This is a genomic window from Streptomyces sp. CB01201, from assembly GCF_002803085.1.
GTDB classification, from domain to species: Bacteria; Actinomycetota; Actinomycetes; order Streptomycetales; family Streptomycetaceae; genus Streptomyces; species Streptomyces hundungensis.
The window spans coordinates 1-16242 of sequence record NZ_NNBJ01000023.1; the positions used below are offsets into that span (position 1 = coordinate 1).

General features: G+C 68.7%; 14 protein-coding genes and 1 pseudogene. 7 read left to right on the top strand and 8 right to left on the bottom strand.

What is annotated here, in order from left to right; all coding sequences use genetic code 11:
* Positions 1 to 413: 413 nt before the first annotated feature.
* Positions 414 to 1649 carry a hypothetical protein gene (locus CG740_RS34020; protein WP_100579178.1) on the bottom strand — a complete coding sequence of 412 codons (1236 nt, stop codon included), beginning with the start codon at positions 1647 to 1649 and terminating at the stop codon, positions 414 to 416.
* A gap of 305 nt (positions 1650 to 1954) precedes the next feature.
* Positions 1955 to 3166, bottom strand: a complete 1212-nt coding sequence (locus CG740_RS34025) for a pyridoxal phosphate-dependent aminotransferase (RefSeq protein ID WP_100579179.1) — start codon at positions 3164 to 3166, stop codon at positions 1955 to 1957.
* Positions 3167 to 3291: 125 nt separating this feature from the next.
* Between CG740_RS34025 and CG740_RS34030 the strand changes: the two genes are divergently transcribed.
* Positions 3292 to 3684 (top strand): winged helix-turn-helix transcriptional regulator, encoded by a 393-nt coding sequence (locus CG740_RS34030; protein WP_100579265.1) that lies wholly within the window; start codon positions 3292 to 3294, stop codon positions 3682 to 3684.
* Positions 3685 to 4298: 614 nt separating this feature from the next.
* Here the strand turns inward: CG740_RS34030 and CG740_RS34035 are convergent.
* The 4 genes and pseudogenes from CG740_RS34035 to CG740_RS41250 form a co-directional block, all read right to left on the bottom strand.
* Positions 4299 to 5345, bottom strand: coding sequence for a PhlD (locus CG740_RS34035; RefSeq protein WP_100579180.1), 1047 nt, complete (start codon positions 5343 to 5345; stop codon positions 4299 to 4301).
* Positions 5346 to 5423: 78 nt separating this feature from the next.
* The gene (locus tag CG740_RS34040) at positions 5424 to 6257 is read right to left on the bottom strand and encodes an MmyB family transcriptional regulator (RefSeq protein ID WP_234376641.1); all 834 of its coding nucleotides are present in this window, start codon (positions 6255 to 6257) and stop codon (positions 5424 to 5426) included.
* A 588-nt stretch (positions 6258 to 6845) separates the two neighbouring features.
* Positions 6846 to 7232 carry a hypothetical protein gene (locus tag CG740_RS41245; protein ID WP_234376652.1) on the bottom strand — a complete coding sequence of 129 codons (387 nt, stop codon included), beginning with the start codon at positions 7230 to 7232 and terminating at the stop codon, positions 6846 to 6848.
* A gap of 252 nt (positions 7233 to 7484) precedes the next feature.
* Positions 7485 to 7565 (bottom strand): annotated as a pseudogene (locus tag CG740_RS41250) (helix-turn-helix domain-containing protein); the annotation flags it as partial.
* Between the two features lie 248 nt (positions 7566 to 7813).
* Here CG740_RS41250 and CG740_RS34050 point away from each other — a divergent pair.
* The 3 genes from CG740_RS34050 (at position 7814) to CG740_RS34060 (ending at position 10972) form a co-directional block, all read left to right on the top strand.
* A complete protein-coding gene (locus CG740_RS34050; RefSeq protein WP_100579181.1) occupies positions 7814 to 8683 on the top strand; it encodes an MmyB family transcriptional regulator in 870 nt (289 codons plus the stop codon).
* Positions 8684 to 8773: 90 nt separating this feature from the next.
* Positions 8774 to 9745: an MBL fold metallo-hydrolase gene (locus tag CG740_RS34055; protein ID WP_100579182.1), complete on the top strand. Its 972-nt coding sequence runs from the start codon at positions 8774 to 8776 to the stop codon at positions 9743 to 9745.
* A 651-nt stretch (positions 9746 to 10396) separates the two neighbouring features.
* Positions 10397 to 10972: a dihydrofolate reductase family protein gene (locus tag CG740_RS34060; RefSeq protein WP_100579183.1), complete on the top strand. Its 576-nt coding sequence runs from the start codon at positions 10397 to 10399 to the stop codon at positions 10970 to 10972.
* A gap of 101 nt (positions 10973 to 11073) precedes the next feature.
* On the opposite strand, the gene CG740_RS34065 is transcribed toward CG740_RS34060, so the two are convergent.
* Positions 11074 to 11811: a hypothetical protein gene (locus tag CG740_RS34065; protein WP_159030476.1), complete on the bottom strand. Its 738-nt coding sequence runs from the start codon at positions 11809 to 11811 to the stop codon at positions 11074 to 11076.
* 154 nt (positions 11812 to 11965) lie between these two features.
* Between CG740_RS34065 and CG740_RS34070 the strand changes: the two genes are divergently transcribed.
* Entirely contained in the window at positions 11966 to 12589 is a 624-nt protein-coding gene (locus tag CG740_RS34070; RefSeq protein WP_100579185.1) for a class I SAM-dependent methyltransferase, read from the top strand.
* 300 nt (positions 12590 to 12889) lie between these two features.
* Here the strand turns inward: CG740_RS34070 and CG740_RS34075 are convergent, their stop codons facing one another.
* A complete protein-coding gene (locus tag CG740_RS34075; protein WP_100579186.1) occupies positions 12890 to 13240 on the bottom strand; it encodes a cupin domain-containing protein in 351 nt (116 codons plus the stop codon).
* Positions 13241 to 13480: 240 nt separating this feature from the next.
* On the opposite strand from CG740_RS34075, the gene CG740_RS34080 reads away from it, so the two are divergent.
* Complete coding sequence (locus CG740_RS34080; RefSeq protein WP_159030477.1) at positions 13481 to 13867, top strand: ATP-binding protein; 387 nt, start codon at positions 13481 to 13483, stop codon at positions 13865 to 13867.
* Positions 13868 to 14071: 204 nt separating this feature from the next.
* Positions 14072 to 16189: a glycogen debranching protein GlgX gene (gene glgX / locus CG740_RS34085; RefSeq protein WP_100579188.1), complete on the top strand. Its 2118-nt coding sequence runs from the start codon at positions 14072 to 14074 to the stop codon at positions 16187 to 16189.
* The last annotated feature ends 53 nt before the right edge of the window (positions 16190 to 16242 follow it).

Consider the following 16242-nt stretch of genomic DNA (forward strand, 5'->3'; position numbering starts at 1 on the left):
AGTTCATGTCGACGCACCACGAACGGAGCAACGAACCATCGACTTTACGGACACGGCCTAGGGGCCAAAGGCCCCTGACTTCGGCGCAGCTGATCGACGGTGCTCGCGCGGATGGATTCGCGGATGGGTTCACCGGCAAGCTGCATCTCTGGGCTGTCCAGCAGGGGCAAGTCTCCTGTCGGTCGTGGTGACAGCAGGGCAGTGGGGAGCCTTGCCGCAGGTCGAACCGGTGCTGGAGACGGTTCGCGTGCCCTGCCTGGGGTCGGGAAGGGCACGCGCCACACCAGAGCCATTTTTGACCTGGGCCTCGTCCCTCTTCCCTTGAACCGCCGACATCCGCTTCCGATGCGCACATGGGCGGGGGAACGGCGCTCCGGCCGCTGTGACGGGCCGCCGGGTGCGGTTCGGCGGGCTCATGCGTTGTCCGCGGGAGCCTCCGCGCCGATGCGGACGGCTTGGGCGCGGAGCACAAGGGGCCGGGTGAAGACGGTGACGGCGACGGAGACGGCCGCCACGGCCGTGATGGTCACGCCGGGCGTGAGGTACTGGGCAGCGCCACCGGCGATCGCGGCCCCGATGCCCTGCCAGGTCATCCGGCCGGCCGACTCGACCCCCTGGACCTGGCCACGTACCGGGTCCGGGGTCAACGCGAGAAGCTGCTCCTGGAGTGGCAGGGTGGCGGCGAACCCGGCACTGGCGACGAACACCGCGAAGGCCGCGGGGAGTAGCGGAGGATGGGCGGCGAACAGTAGGTATGGCACGGCGAGCAGCAGGCGCAGCGCGAAGGCGCAGCGGCGCCGCCGCTCAGCCGAGAGCAGTCGTCCGACGGTCAGGTCGCCGACGAGCATGCCTGCCGATCCAGCGGCCAGGAGAGTGCCGGCGTTGTGCGGGGCGTACGAGATGAACAGTGCCTCGCAGCCGACGATCAGGCCGTTCGGGACCCACAGGTTCAGCAGTAGAGCGCGTTGCCCGGAGTGAGAGAACAGGGCGATGTTGGCTGTCCAGGTCTGGCGCAGCCCGGGGCGGCGGGTCAGACGGATCGAGTGTTCCCGGACGGTGGCCGCCACGATGAGCAACGCGACTCCGGTCAGGACCGTCGCGGTGGTGAAGACCTCCTGCGGACTCAGGTATCGCAGAAGCACGGCGCCGATGGCGTAGCCGAGGATGGCCATGCCGCCCGAGGTGATGTTCAGCAGCGAACGTGCCAGTGCGTAGGCGGAGTTCGGCACCACTTCGGCGAGCAGACCCATCCGTGTTCCGGTCCCGAGCGACTGGAAGAAGCCCAGCACGAGGAGCAGTCCGAAGCGGACGGGCAGCGGAAGGCCCGGAATCGCTTGTGCGGCGACGCCCACGAGCGAGACGCACTGGAGCGCCAAGAGGGTTCGCCGCGGTCGGTTTCCGTCCGCGACCGACATCAGCGTCAAGGCGCCGAGCACCGTCGCGAACGTGGCGCCGTACATGCTCACGGCTGTCAGGAACGGGGATCTGGTCTGGTGGCTGACCAGCATGCCGAGGGCGAAGCCCGACAGGGTGTTCGCGGTGACCGTCAGGGTGAAGCTGGAGTACAGCCCCGCGAACTCGCGGTTGCGGAGCAGGGCACGGTAGCTGGTGGTGGGAAGGGCGGTAGGGACAGGTGTGGCAGAAGGCATGAAAAAAGCCTCCGCGCGCACCTACTTGGGGCGCCGAAGGCGAACGGGTGCAATTTAGCAGCTTGCTCGGGCCCAGCGGTAGCCCTTTCTTCGGGCTCTCGGTGTGGCGGATATGCGCAGGGGCCGGTCGTTTCTCCATCCGCGCTTGAGTGTCCGGCGACCCACGGCACTCAGGTGAGGTGTGCTCGCTCCACTGCTTCTCCTCTCAGCGAGGCCCACAATGCCGCGCCCCGCTGGAACTTGGGGCAGAGCGGCGGCATCGAGGACCACTGACGCGGCAGACGGTGGGGGCGATCGCCAACGTGCTACTGGCGATAGGTGGCGAGGAAACGGCCGATGCGGCTGATCGCGGTCTCCAGGTCGCTGGTGCGGGGGAGTGTGACGAAGCGGAAGTGATCCGGCCGGGGCCAGTTGAAGCCGGTGCCCTGCACGATGTGGATCTTCTCGCGCAGCAACAGGTCCAGGACGAAACGCTCGTCGTCGACGATCTTGTGCACCGCAGGATCGAGCTTGGCGAATGCGTACAGGGCACCCTTGGGCTTGACGCAGCTCACGCCCGGGATGTCGTTCAGTGCTCGCCAGGCTACGTCGCGCTGCTCGGTGAGCCTGCCCGTGGGCAGTGTGAGGTCGTGGATCGACTGGTGGCCGCCGAGCGCGGCCTGGACCGCGTACTGCGCCGGAACGTTCGGGCACAGCCGCATTCCGGCCAGCATGGACAGGCCTTCGAGGTAGTCCCTGGCCTGCCCCTTGGGGCCGGAAACGACCAGCCAGCCGCTGCGGAACCCGGCCACCCGGTACGCCTTGGAGAGGCCGTTGAACGTAAGGGTCAGCACGTCGTCGGCGAGCGCGGCCAGGCAGTGGTGCTCGGCGTCGTCGTAGAGGATCTTGTCGTAGATCTCGTCCGCGAGCACCATGAGCCCGTGCCGCCGGGCGAGTTCGAGGATTCCTTCCAGGAGCTCCTTCGAATAGACCGCGCCGGTGGGGTTGTTGGGATTGATGACGACGATGGCCTTGGTGCGGTCGGTGATCTTCGCGGCGATGTCGTCGAGGTCCGGGTACCAGTCGGCGTCCTCGTCGCACATGTAGTGCACGGCACGGCCGCCGGCGAGGCGTACCACCGCTGTCCACAGTGGGAAGTCCGGGGCCGGCACCAGCACTTCGTCGCCGTCGTCGACCAGTGCCTGAACGGCCATCTGGATCAACTCGGAAGCCCCGTTGCCGAGGTAGACGTCATCGACCGTCACACCCGCGACACCGCGCTGCTGGTAGTACTGCACCACCGCGCGTCGGGCGGGCAGAATGCCCCGTGCGTCGCTGTATCCGTGGGCCTGGGGCAGGTTGCGGATGATGTCCTGGAGGATCTCCTCCGGCGCCTCGAAGCCGAACGGTGCGGGGTTGCCCGTGTTCAGCCGCAGGACGCTGTGCCCGGCCTCCTCAAGGGCGTTGGCCTGGTCGACCACGGGGCCCCGGATCTCGTAGCACACGTCTTTCAGCTTGCTGGACTGCCGAAACTCCATCAGTGGCCTCCCGACCGTCACTGTCACTGTCACTGTCACTGGTGATGTCACCCGCACCCGCGTGATTGCTTTGTTCTACCAAGTGGCTACTTGGAAAGTCCAACCCCTCGGCTATGCTGTCCGTCATGCCACACCGGAGCTACGACCAGTACTGCGCGGTGGCCCGTGCCCTGGACGCGGTGGGGGAGCGCTGGAGCCTCCTGATCGTCCGTGAGCTGCTGCACGGGCCGCGGCGCTACACCGACCTGCACGCAGACCTTCCGGGCGTCTCCACCGATGTCCTGGCCGCACGCCTCAAGCAACTACAGGGCGATGGTCTGGTCGAGCGGCGCCAGCTGGAGCGGCCTGCCAGCGGGATGGTGTACACGCTCACTCCGCGTGGCCTGGCGCTGCGCGAGGTCGTCGAAGCCTTGGCGGTCTGGGGCCGTGACGCCCTCGGCGACCCCACGCCGACGGATGCCGTACGACGGCACTGGTTCACCGAGGGGGGACGCCTGCCGGCGTCACCTGAATCCTGACGTCTCGTCAGTTGGTTGAGGCCGGCGGCCTCCGTTTCGTGTCCGAAACGGAGGCCGCCCCGAGTGGGGGCCGTCCCCGGGGGAACGGCGACAGCCCCCGCAATCGTGCTGTCCGGCATTGCTGCACGACTGCGCACGTAGGCCAGCGTGGGAGTGCCCTCGGTGCCTGTGCGACGCCCCCCCGGTGCACCCGGCGCGTCGACTCCCGTACTTCATCGCGCCGTGGGGGCGGGCGGCAAGGCGGACGGTCGCGAACACCCGCCCTGTCTCGATGCGCGGAATGAAACGCGGCGGCCGTTCCATTCACCGAAATGACGCACCGGTCCGTCGGATGGCAAACGGATGCCGCCGCCAGGAGGTCGGCGGCGGCATCCGGAATCGAGTCCAGCCACGCGAGGCGTGCTGCTCGACCGTGCACGGCCATCGGGCACAGGAGGTGTCTCCCGTGCATGTGCGGCCGTGCTTGAGCGGCGCTCCCCCGTGTGTCCCCCGACGCGCCGACAAGAAGTACTTCACCCCGTGGGACGGCTGCACGGCAACCCACGACTGCGCGGAGCAGTTCATATTTCAGGGGGCGAAACCGGGATGAGGCGAGTGTTCCGTTGACCGGAACATCAGTTGAGCCAGGTTCCGCGGCAGGCCACCCCGAAGAACCCGGGGCCGAACGCCACCATGAGCGCCCCGTCTCCGGGCGCCGGGGGATCGCGGTGGGTCCGCCGGAGAACGTCGAGTACGGCCGCGCCTCCCAGATTGCCGTTCTCCGCCAGGCTGTCGCGGGAATGCCTGGCCGCTTGCGGGTCCAGGCCGAGGCTCGCGGACACCGTGTCGATGATGCCGGGACCTCCCGGGTGGATGACGGGAACGGTGGGGCGCCAGGGTCCGAGCCAGTCGACCAGCGGGCCCATGACCTCCGCTGCGGCTCTGGGCGCTTCTTTTGAGCTGTCGAAATGCAGCCCGGTGGGGTCCAGGCGCCCGCTGTAGCGGTCGATGCTGTCGGGCAGCAGGTACTGCCAGGAATCCTCGATGCGCAGGCCCGGTCCCAGGGGAGTGTCCGACACGATGCAGGCAGCCGCGGAATCGCCGAACAGTGCCTTGTAGACCATGGACTCGATGCTGTCGTCCGCGTGGTTGTAGACGCTGCTGATGACTTCCGAGACCACGACGAGGACTTTCGCCCCGCGGGGCAGCGTTGCTGCTGTCTGAGCGGCCCCGATCAACGACTGGGTGCCTCCTGCGCAGGCAAGTGTGGTGTGGGACTGATGGCGCGTCGTCGGCTTCATGCCGAGCGAGCCGATGAGGCGGATGTCCAGCTGGGGGACGGCCCACGAGGTGGAGTGACTGGTCACCACGGCGTCGATGTCAGTGGCTTTGAGACCGTTGTCGTCGAGTGTCCGGCGTGCCGCGCGTTCGGCCATCGACAGGGCGTCGGCGAAGGCCGCGGCGACACGTGCTTCCAGGCCGGCGGTGCCCGAGATGACGTCCGAGGCCAGGGGGCGGGTGAAGTGCCGGCTGGTCACGGTCGTGTTCTCGATGATGCGCCGCAGGGCCCGCAGGCGGGGATGGCCGGGGTGGTGTGCTGCGATGTCGTGGATGATCTCGTCGGTGCTGATCCGGTGTTCGGGGAGGAAGACGGCGGGGCGTGATACGTAGCTGGGGCGCATGTGGTTCCCGAGTGTCGTAGTCCGATTCGGCCGGCAACTGCATGCAAAACACCGTCATATGCAGCGTCATATGCAGCTTTATATGCCGGCTTCCGGCTTGAGTTGTGGCGTTGGATTGCCCAGTCTTGACTCGGAGGAAAGACGCAGGATGATCAGTCGCGCCCCTGGGCTGCCCACGGGTTCGGCAGCGCACACGGTGACCCAGGAAGGGCCGTGCTCGGGGTGCAGCAGGGGCCGTTCATCGCCGTCGAGCGTCACGAAACGGTCCGGGACCGACTTGTAGAGCGGGCCGACGACGGGATCTGCGAGTACGTCCTTCTCGATCGTCCGGAGGATCTCGTCGTCCGGGCGCGAGGCAAGGGCCGCACGCAACTGTGGGATGACCAGTGGGGCCCAGGCGGTCTCCCAGTCGGTGAGGATCCTGTGGGCGTCCGGATGCAGCAGCATCCACCGCATGGTGTTCTGCGGAGGCGTGTGGTCGGGGAACAGCCGTTTCCAGACGTCGTTGCCGCCGAGGACCTCCCAGCTCTCGTTGTTGATGTACGCCATGTCGCTGAAATGCGGCAGGACGTTGAGCCACACGTCGGAGACCGTCTGTCCTGAACTCGGGTGCAGCGGGTGGGGGGCTTCGGTGCCGGTCGCGTAGCGCCACAAGGCGTCCCACTCGTGCTCGTTCATGCCCAGCAGTCGGGCCACGTCCTGGATCAGGTCGGCGGGCGGGTTGGCGTAGCGGCCGGACTCAAGGCGCTGGTAGACCCCGTCGGCCCGGTTGAGGAGACGCTCGATCTGACTTTGCGTCAGGCCGGGTGCCCGACGGCCCTGGCGGGCGGATGGGCGGGGGAGACCCATGTCCTCCGGACGGATTTCGGCCCGCTTCTGTTCCAGCAAGTTCTTGAGTGCAGCCTTGTCCACGGGGTGCCTGCCCTCCTAGCAGATCGACGGCAAGTGATCAATACCCTTTAAGCAGTGGGTATTTCAGTGGAAAAATCATCCGACCCTCGGCGGCCATTATTCACGGCTCGACCCGGGGCACGCTGCCCGAGGCGGGCCGGAGCAGGGTGGGGCCGTGCCCCTGGCTCCTCGGCCCTGTCGCCCTGCGGAGGGTTTCCTTCCGGCCTGGCGGCGGTCGGCTCCCGCTGGGGCGCGTGCGACGCACCGGCTGTGGTCCTGGCAGACGGCCGAAAGCCACGCTCGCGGCCGGGGCCGTTGGTGACGGCGGCAGCCTTGGAGGGGCGGCCTTGGAGGGGAAGTCTCGGAGGGGCGGCCTCGGAGGGGCAGCCTCGGAGAGGTGGCCTCGTAAGGCCGGTATCGGGTGCATGGCGACCCGGATGCGCCGAAGTGGGGCTTCATCGCGGCCGTGGGGGTGGCCGCCGGTGATCAGTGCTGAGTGACAGGGGAATGCGCACCAGAGGCGGAGAAGGGCATGAGCCCTTCTCCGCCTCTGGTGTCGGCTGGTACCGCGGCGTGCCTGGCGTCGATCTAGGCCCGGGCCGCGGTCCGTCAGCCGGCTCGACGGGCTCCCGAGCGGGTCAGGTGGCCGCTCAGCGCGGCAGCGGTGTCCATGGTGGCGGCGACGTACCGGGCGCGGATGGCCTCCCTTCGCATCTGGGCCTCGACGGGGAGCAGCGCCACCGACCCGGCCACTGCCGAGCCGTACCAGAAGGGGGCTGCGACCATGACTCGGCCCGGCAGCGGGGAAGGCCCTACCGCATGTCCCTCCTGGCGGATGCGCGAAACGTCGCTCCTGGTGCCGGTCGCGGTGCCGAGGCAGGCAAGGATCGCGAGTCCCGCGGCGTCGGCTTCGAGCGGCGCCGACTCAAGAGCCCGCAGAGCCTTCTGCGAAGCCGTCAGCAATTCCTCGCCGTGCGCGCCGTATACCCGCTCCACGCAGTTCCTCCGCGGAGCGCCGATCAAATGGGGACGGTAAACGAATACGATCTGACCCGTCCTCGACTGTAGTGTGACCAGTTCAGCCTTCACCGCAGGTGAGGGGGCATCAGCCGCCGTTGATGGGTCGGCCGCACGAGCAAAGGGGGCACGGTGCAGGGCGTCGACCAGCGTGTACGCAGCGCGCGGCCCCCGCTGTACGACGGCACCGTCGCGAACCAGGGCCCGGAGATATCGGTGAGCGGTGGCAGCGGGAAGTTCCGCCGCCTCGGCGATCGCGGCCAACGGCTGTTCAGCGGGACCGAGCCGACTCAGCGCACGGAGCACCGCCATGGTGCGGCCCACGGCGCCGACGGTGCGGTCGGGTGCTGTGACAGCAGGGTGCAGCAACGCGAACTCCCCCTCGCGGTAAGGGACCAGTGCGTCTCCCACAACGCACGTTCGGCCCAGGGGTCGAGTGTTCCCGGACAAGATCCCGTTCACCAGGCTCTGAATTTTCAGGTCTGCGAATTTCAGGAAAGGGAGCTTCCGGTAATTCGCCGCGGCCGACCGCGGCGGGAACGTCGGGGAGGGGATACGGCATGAACAACAGGGCTGCTCTACAGCAGTTGTTGCAGGGGAAGCGCGCTGAGATAGACCCGTCGGAGCTTGGCATACCCAAGCGGACCGGTCGGGGTCGGCGGTCTCCCGGGCTGTCACAGGCGCAGGTGGCACAGGCACTCTTCGTGACGGAACGCACCTACGGCCTCCTTGAGCGAGGAGAGATGACGGCGCCCAGTCGGGAGTTCCTCGACGCCGTGGCCCGGGTGCTGCGCATGGCGGAGCGCGAGCGCGCCGCGCTCTACATCTATTCGCTGGGTTACGAGCCGCCCATCCCCATGGACCCCGCGGCGGGAAAGAACGTGGGGCCGGCGTGGCAGAAGGCCGTCAACCAGGTCTCCGGCCAGCCCTGTTACATCAATGACGTCGCCTGGAACGTCCTGGCGGCCAACCAGGACTTCATCTCGATGTTCCCCCAGGAAGTGGGCCGGCCCCCGCGTCTGCCGGAACGGAACCTGATGCGCTGGATGCTGCTCCGTGAGGACGCGCGCGAACATCACTTGGTCGACTGGGAACAGCAATGGGCCGTGCCGGTGGCGGCACAACTGCGCACCGCTGTGGCCTCCTATCCCGACAACGAGGACCTCCAGCGGCTCGACCACGAAGTCAACGAAGACCCGGTCGCGGGCCCGATCTACCGCCGCAGCATCGCCTACGTCCATCCCGACGGCGACACCCGCACCATGCGCCACGCGGCCTACGTGGTCCCGCCGAACAGCCCCGACACCCGGGACCGGTGCTGCGACCGGCACGCCCCCTCACAGCGAGGCAACGTCACGATGTGCACCGCGCAGCCGCTCCTGAGCCCGGGCGCGCGGTTCTTCTTCCTGGTGTTCGACGCCAAGCCCTGAAGGCGGGACCCGCCAGGTGGGTCCCGCCAGGCGGGTCCCGCGAGGCGGCAACTTTCGCCGGACCGCCCGCCGGGACCACAATGCATTCCCATGACACGTGTTTCTGAACTGCAACAGATCGCCCCCGGAACATACGCGTGGCGGCCCGGCCAGGACGGGGGATGGGGGCTCGCCAACTGCGGTCTGATCGCCTCCGAGGGCGAGGCGCTGGTGATCGACACGCCTTATACCCCGGCCCTGACCGACGAGTTCCTCGACGCCGCTCGCACGGCGGTCGGCCACACAGCGCTGAACCGGGTCGCCGTCACCCACGCCAACGGCGACCACACCTGGGGCCTGCAACAACTTCCCGACGCCGAGATCATCGCCACTCAAGCCGCCCTGGAACACCAGTGCCTTGAGCCGACTCCTCAGCAACTCGCCGCGCTGAGCCGTGACAGCGACCCGGAGCAGCCCCTGGGCTGGTACTTCCGCAGGCACTTCGGGCAGTTCGACTTCTCGGGCATACGAGTGGTTCCTCCGACCACCACCTTCACCGGCCGGCACGACATCGAGGTCGGCGCCATACCCGTCGAGCTGATCGAGGTGGGGCCCGCCCATACCGTCGGTGACCTGATCGTTCATCTGCCCGAGCAGCGCGTGGTGTTCGCGGGTGACATCGTCTTCGCCGGCGACCACCCCTGCCACTGGGCCGGCCCCATCGAGCGGGTCTCGGCCGCCTGCGCACGGATCCTGGCACTCGACCCGGAGTGGATCGTGCCCGGCCACGGACCGCTCATGAACGCCGACGCCCTGCGGACGCACCAGGCATACCTCGACGACCTCGTCGGCCAGGCGCAGCTGCTGCACGCCCAGGGGCGGACCGCGGCCGACGCCGTACGCATTCTGCTCAAGGAAGGGCGCTATCCGGGACTGGGGCTTCCGGAGCGGCTCGCGATCACCTTGGGCACGGAATTCCGGCACTTGAGCCAGGACTCCTCCGCTCCCGACCTGGTCGCACTGGTGGACAAGGCCGCCCGCGTCGCGTGGGACATCGCGTCGGCCGACGCTCCGACGCAGTAAGCCCCGTATGGCATGAGGCACCACACGCCTTACGGGCGCGCCCAAGGGGACTCACTCTTGCCGCCGTTCCAGTGAGCGGAACGGCGGCAGGACCCCCGTTCCAATCATTGAAATATGAACTTGCTTCACCCGGGAGCGTATTGACCTGCGAGGCGCAGCGCGGTGAAGTCGCCCAGACGGGCGGTGCCGTGCAGCTTCGGGGGACGCCGCCCAGGCACCGAGGGCTCTCCCACGCCCGATGACGTGCGCGGTCGAGCAGTATGCGATGCGTGCTGGGCTCGATTCCGGATGCCGTCGCCAGCCCCCTGGCGGCGGCACGCCGAAGGCCTTCGCCGGACCGGCTTGGTGAGCGCCGCGCTGAGCCAGGTCGGACTGGCCCTCACCTACCTCGGCCTGCCCCGGACGCGCGCGGGTCCCTGCTCCGGACGCGCGCGCAGGTCAGGGACGTCCCGTCGGAAGGCGCCGTGGCGTCTGACGGCCGCCCTCGGAGACCGCGCGCGGCGTGGCGATGATTTTCGGAGGCGTCCGGGGTCTATGTGTAAGACGTTGTGTGAGACGTCCGGCGGAACGCGCCACGCCTCAGGCGCTCTGCCGCCCGTACTTCACGCGCCCGCGTTCAGGCCGCCGACCAAACGATCCGAGGAGTACGCCATGGCCGCCACCTACACCTTCGACGTGTTCTCCAGTCTTGACGGCTTCGGCGCGGCCAGCGCCGACTGGAGCGGATACTGGGGCAAACAGGGACCCGAGTTGCTGGACCGCCGCGCCGAGTTGTACGGAACCGAGCGGCGGATGGTCTTCGGCGCCAACACCTACCGGGCCTTCGCGGAGATGCTGGCCGCGGGCGACGAACAGCGCGAAGTGCGTGATGAGTGGGTCACCCGAATGCGGAACATGCCGACGACCGTGGTGTCGACCACGCTACGGGCGCCTCTCGACTGGCCGGACGCCACCGTCGTGAGCGGGGACGCCGTCGATGTGGTGGCCCGGCTCAAGGAGGAATCCGAAGTGCCGTTGCGTTCGCACGGGAGCCTGTCCATGAACCGGGCGTTGATGGCCGCCGGCCTGGTCGACTTCGTGCAGGTGACGCTCTTCCCCGTCATCACCGGTCGGACCGGTCTGGACGCGATCTTCCAAGGCGCGGCCGACTTCGACCTGGAGCTGGTGGAGAACAGGACGCTCGATGGTCACATCCAGGAGCTGATCTACCGACCCACGCTCCACTGATCTGCCACGTCAGCCACGCCTGCCACAGCTGCTACAGCCGTCCCATCCGGTTTATCTGGTCCAGCTGCCCGGCACGTCCAGCGGGGTGCCGCAGTCGCCGTTCAGCGACGGTCGGCGCCGAAGGCTTCGCTCTCGCGCAGTACCACCAGCGCGAACGCGAGGCGCTTGTCCAGCCGGCTGTCCCGCTCGACGAAGTACCACCTTGGGAATTGGCCGGTCCGCGGAAGGGTCAGCACCGCTTCCCCGAGCTGCCCTTCTGAGTCGTCCGTCTCCACTGCCCACACGGCCGGCTTGGGCGCGGCACCGCTGTCGGAGCCCCCGTCGTCCCCGAACGACACCAGGGAGTCCAGAAGGCTCTCCGCGGCGTGGCCCACGCCCCGTCCCATGGCGGCCCGTACGCCATCCCTCGCCCAGTTGTGGCGGGCCACTACGGCCGGGTGCCCCACCGGGTCCAGCCACAGGCCCTGGTGGGTGAGACGCCTGCTGAGCGGCGTACGGCGCACCGAGCCGAGCTCCTGCCCGTGGGGGTCCCTCACTCGGTAGCGATCGGAGCCGTCCGGAAGCGCACTGCACAGGAGATGCCGGCCGCCCTCGTCCTCGAAGAGACGGAAGCCCGCCTTGGAGAGGGACGCGTCGCCCGCGGCGGGGACGATGTAGAGGCCGGGCACCAAGTATTGGTCGCCCCCGCGGGCCCTGGGGAACCGGATCGCATGCGGGCCGGTTCCCCGCTTCGACTTGCGGAATGTGTACCGCATGGCCCGGCCCACGGTGAACTGAGTCATCTCTGACCAGTGCATCGGCTCGAAGGGCTCGACCGCCTTGTCTCTTCCGAACGCCATCCGCTCCACTCCCCGTTCCCCCGGCTCCCCCGCCGGAGGTACCAGCGTACGAGGGTGGCCGGCGGCCGCGGCGGCCACCCTCAGCGACCCCCGCGGGCCCGTTGCCGCGCGGCCAGGCTTCGGGCCGTCGGGCAGCGCTCGCTAGTCTCTGCGAATGGTCGATCCGAAGCCCCTTGTCAGTACGGCCGGCTATGGCGAAGCCGCCGACGTGCTCGTCGAGCAGTACGAGAGCGTCACCTTCGGCGACGTCCACCGCGACGTACTGCACCTGTTCCCCTCGCGGCCCGGCACGATCCTGGACATCGGCGCGGGCAGTGGCCGCGATGCCGCGGCGCTGGCCGGTCAGGGACACGTGGTCGTCGCTGCCGAGCCCACCGATGAGCTTCGCAGGCTGGGGCAGCGGATCCATGCCGATCGGGACATCGAGTGGGTCGACGACTCACTGCCGGAGATGAGGGTTCTGCGTGGTCGCGGCGCGCGCTTCGACCTGATTCTTCTGACGGCCGTGTGGATGCATCTCGATGCACAGCAGCGGTCGTTGGCGATGGGGGCGGTCGCGCAGATGCTCCTCCCGCAGGGGCGCGTGGTCCTCTCCCTTCGGCACGGCCCCGTCCCGGCCGGGCGGCGGATGTTCGACGTTTCGGCGGACGAGACGGTCGAGCTGGCTCGTGGCCAGGGCCTGCACGTCGTGCACCTCAGCGAGCGTGCGGACCCGCACGGTCGCCAAGGTGTGCACTGGAGCTATGTGGGCCTGGAGCGGGACACCGCTGTCGACTGACGAGATCCCGCGACGATGCGTCCGTACCCCCAGGCCGATGACGTGCGCTCGTGCCGATACGGTGACTCGGCTCAACTCCCCTCATGCGGAGGCCAGTTCGGCCATGGTGGACCCACTCGCTTAACCCTCCCGCGTGAGCGGCGACCACATCTGTCCGCCACCACCACGACTGCGTCCGCGGTCGCGTCTCCGACTGGGGGACGTCCACGCTTGCCGCGCGCAGCTTCGCCTCGATCAGCGCGTACCGGGTGGCTGCTTCCGCACTCGGCGGCCGCAGTGCCACTTGCACGCCGCCAGCGGTCAGGGCGCGTCCGGGGTGAAGAGGTCGAGGGATGCACCTTCGAGTGCCAGGGCGGTGAGGCCGGTCGAGGTGCCCGAGGCGTGTTCCTCGCCGGGTTCCCAGCGGACACCGTCGCCGGCTGAGACGCGGATCCGGCGCCCGTCCGGGCCGGCTACCCAGCCTTCGCCCGCGATGACCAGGAAGAGCTGGGTCACCGGTGCGGGGTGGCTGCCGATGGTGCCGGTGGGCTCGATGGCCAGGCAGGTGACATGCACGGACCCCGTGCCGGCGGCGATGGGGGACGCGGTGGCGCTCACACTGCCGAAGCGCTCGATGGCCTTTTCCGCACGGTCGAAGCGGAAGATTTCCAAGAAGGGCTCCTCACAGGATCCAAAAGAGGCCTAGATCGTACGGGCAGGCATCCGGCCTGCCGCATCGGCCGATAGGTGGAGATGCGATGCCGCTTCCGGAAGCCGATGGACCCCGGGAATCGGGACCTCTGCCGCGCCTGCCGGGGGAGTGCGGCGGGGAGGCTGATAGGTGACGGCAGAACCGTGCCGCTCGCATTCCGTCGCCCCTCGCAGGGGGCCCGCGTCCCGAGGGAGAGCACCATGCATCAGCGCGTCTGCACCACGGCCGAGGCACCGGAGACTGCTCGGGCCCGTGCGCAGGTCGTCGACGCCATCCGGCAGACGGCCCCCGCCACCTCCGAGGACCGGGTCAACGACGCGCTCCTCGTCGTGACCGAGCTGATCACGAATGCGGTGCGGCACGGTGAAGGGCTGTCGGCCTGCAAGCAGGAAGTGCAGAACGGACGCCTGTTTCTCCATGTCGCAGACCACAGCGACCGGCTGCCCGTGATTCCCAGCCGACCCGACTGCCAGCCGTCGGAAGGCGGCTATGGCTGGTCCATCGTGCAGACCCTCGCCGACCGGGTCTCTCTGAGGTCCCTGCCCTCCGGCGGCAAGGAGATCTGCGCCGTTCTGAGCCTTGCCTGAACGGCGCAGGCGCACGGGTCCACCTCCGGGGTGCCATCGCTAGCGGAGCCGGAGCCGGAGCCGGAGCCGGAGCCGGCAGTCGTCCGACGTCAGGTCGAGCGGGGGCGGCAGGCGGCCGACGTTCGGGCGAAGGGGGAGAAGTAACCGATCGACGTGCGGTCGCGTCGGATTCCATGGTCGGGGCTGTCGTGCTTTGATGCGCGGATGGAGACGTGGCCTGGTCGTCCTTATCCGCTCGGTGCCGTCCACGACGGCGCCGGAACCAATTTCGCTCTCTTCTCCGAGGTCGCCGAACGGGTGGAGCTCTGCCTGTTCGACGAGGCGGGCGAGGAGCGGCGCGTGACGCTCACCGACGTGGACGGCGCGGTCTGGCACGCCTATCTGCCGGGGGTGGGCCCCGGGCAGCGGTACGGCTACCGGGTGCACGGCCCGTTCCGGCCCGACCAGGGGATGCGCTGCGACCCCAGCAAGCTGCTGCTCGATCCGTACGCCACGGCCGTGGACGGGCAACTCGACGGCGACCCCTCGCTGCTCAGCACCGATCCTGAGAAGCCCGGGACGCTGAACGGCCTGGACAGCGCCGGGCACGGGATGTTCGGCGTGGTCACGGACCGGGACTTCGACTGGGAGGGGGACCGGCGGCCGGACCACCCCTACCACCAGTCGGTGATCTACGAGGCACATGTGCGTGGCCTGACGATGCGTCATCCGGGCGTCCCGGAGGAGCTGCGCGGCACGTATGCCGGCCTCGCCCATCCCGAGGTGATCGAGCATCTCAAGGAACTCGGCGTCACGGCAGTCGAGTTGATGCCGGTGCACCAGTTCACCCAGGACGGGTTCCTCGTCGACCGCGGTCTCTCCAACTACTGGGGCTACAACACCATCGGGTTCTTCGCGCCGCACAACGGCTATGCGGCCGGCGGCACCCGGGGCCAGCAGGTCGCCGAGTTCAAGGAGATGGTGAAGGCGCTGCACGCCGCCGGGATCGAGGTGATCCTGGACGTGGTGTTCAACCACACGGCGGAGGGCAATGAGCAGGGGCCGACGCTGTCGTTCCGGGGCATCGACAACGCCGCGTACTACCGTCTCGTCGATGACGACCCGGCGCACTACTTCGACACGACCGGCACCGGCAACTCCCTGTTGATGCGGCACCCCAACGTCCTGCAACTCATCATGGACTCGTTGCGGTACTGGGTGACCGAGATGCACGTCGACGGGTTCCGGTTCGACCTGGCGGCCACCTTGGCGCGGCAGTTCCACGAGGTGGACCGCCTCTCCGCCTTCTTCGACCTGGTGCAGCAGGACCCCGTGATCAGCCGGGTCAAACTGATCGCCGAACCCTGGGACGTCGGGGACGGCGGTTACCAGGTGGGCAACTTCCCCGCACTGTGGTCGGAGTGGAACGGTCACTACCGGGACACCGTGCGCGGCTTCTGGCGGGGCGAGGACAACACCCTCGCCGACTTCGCGTCCCGCCTCACCGGCTCCTCCGACCTCTACCAGCACGATCGGCGACGGCCCCGAGCAAGCGTCAACTTCGTTGTGGCGCATGATGGTTTCACGTTGCGCGACCTCGTCAGCTACGACGGCAAGCACAACGAGGCGAACGGAGAGGACAACCGGGACGGTGCCGACGACAACCGGTCCTGGAACTGCGGCGCCGAGGGCGAGAGCGATGACCCGGGCGTACGGGAGCTGCGCCTGCGCCAGCAGCGCAACATGATCGCGACCCTCCTCCTCTCGCAGGGCGTGCCGATGCTCGCGCACGGCGACGAGTTGGGACGCACCCAGGGCGGCAACAACAACGCCTACTGCCAGGACAGCGAAATCTCCTGGGTGGACTGGGAGTTGGATGACGAGCGGCGCGAACTGCTCGACTTCGCCCGGCGGGCGGTCGCGCTGCGCCACGCGCACCCGGGGCTGCGCCGCCGGCACTTCCCCGTCGGATCCACCCCGGACACCCCACCGGAGCAGGCCGAGGTGGTGTGGCTGCGGCCCGACGCGGGGGAGATGGGTGACGCGGACTGGGAGCGCGGCGACGCGCACGCCCTCGCGGTGTACCTGTGCGCCGATCGGCCGATGGAACGTGACACGCAGGGCCGGCCGCTCCCGGACGACACGTTCCTGCTCCTGTTCAACAGCAGCACGGATCCGGTCGAATTCCGCCTGCCCCCGGCCGCGTACGGCGAGAAGTGGCACGTCGCCCTGGACACCGCGAGGCCGTCGGCGGACGAGGAGGAGACGGTGTTCGGACCGGACACCGAGTTCCCGTTGGAGGCGCACTCCCTCCGGGTACTGCGCCGCGACCGCCGGGAGTGAAGTGCGGGGGAGGCCCTCTGGGCGGGCGGCGGTTGTGTAGCGCTGTTCTCCCG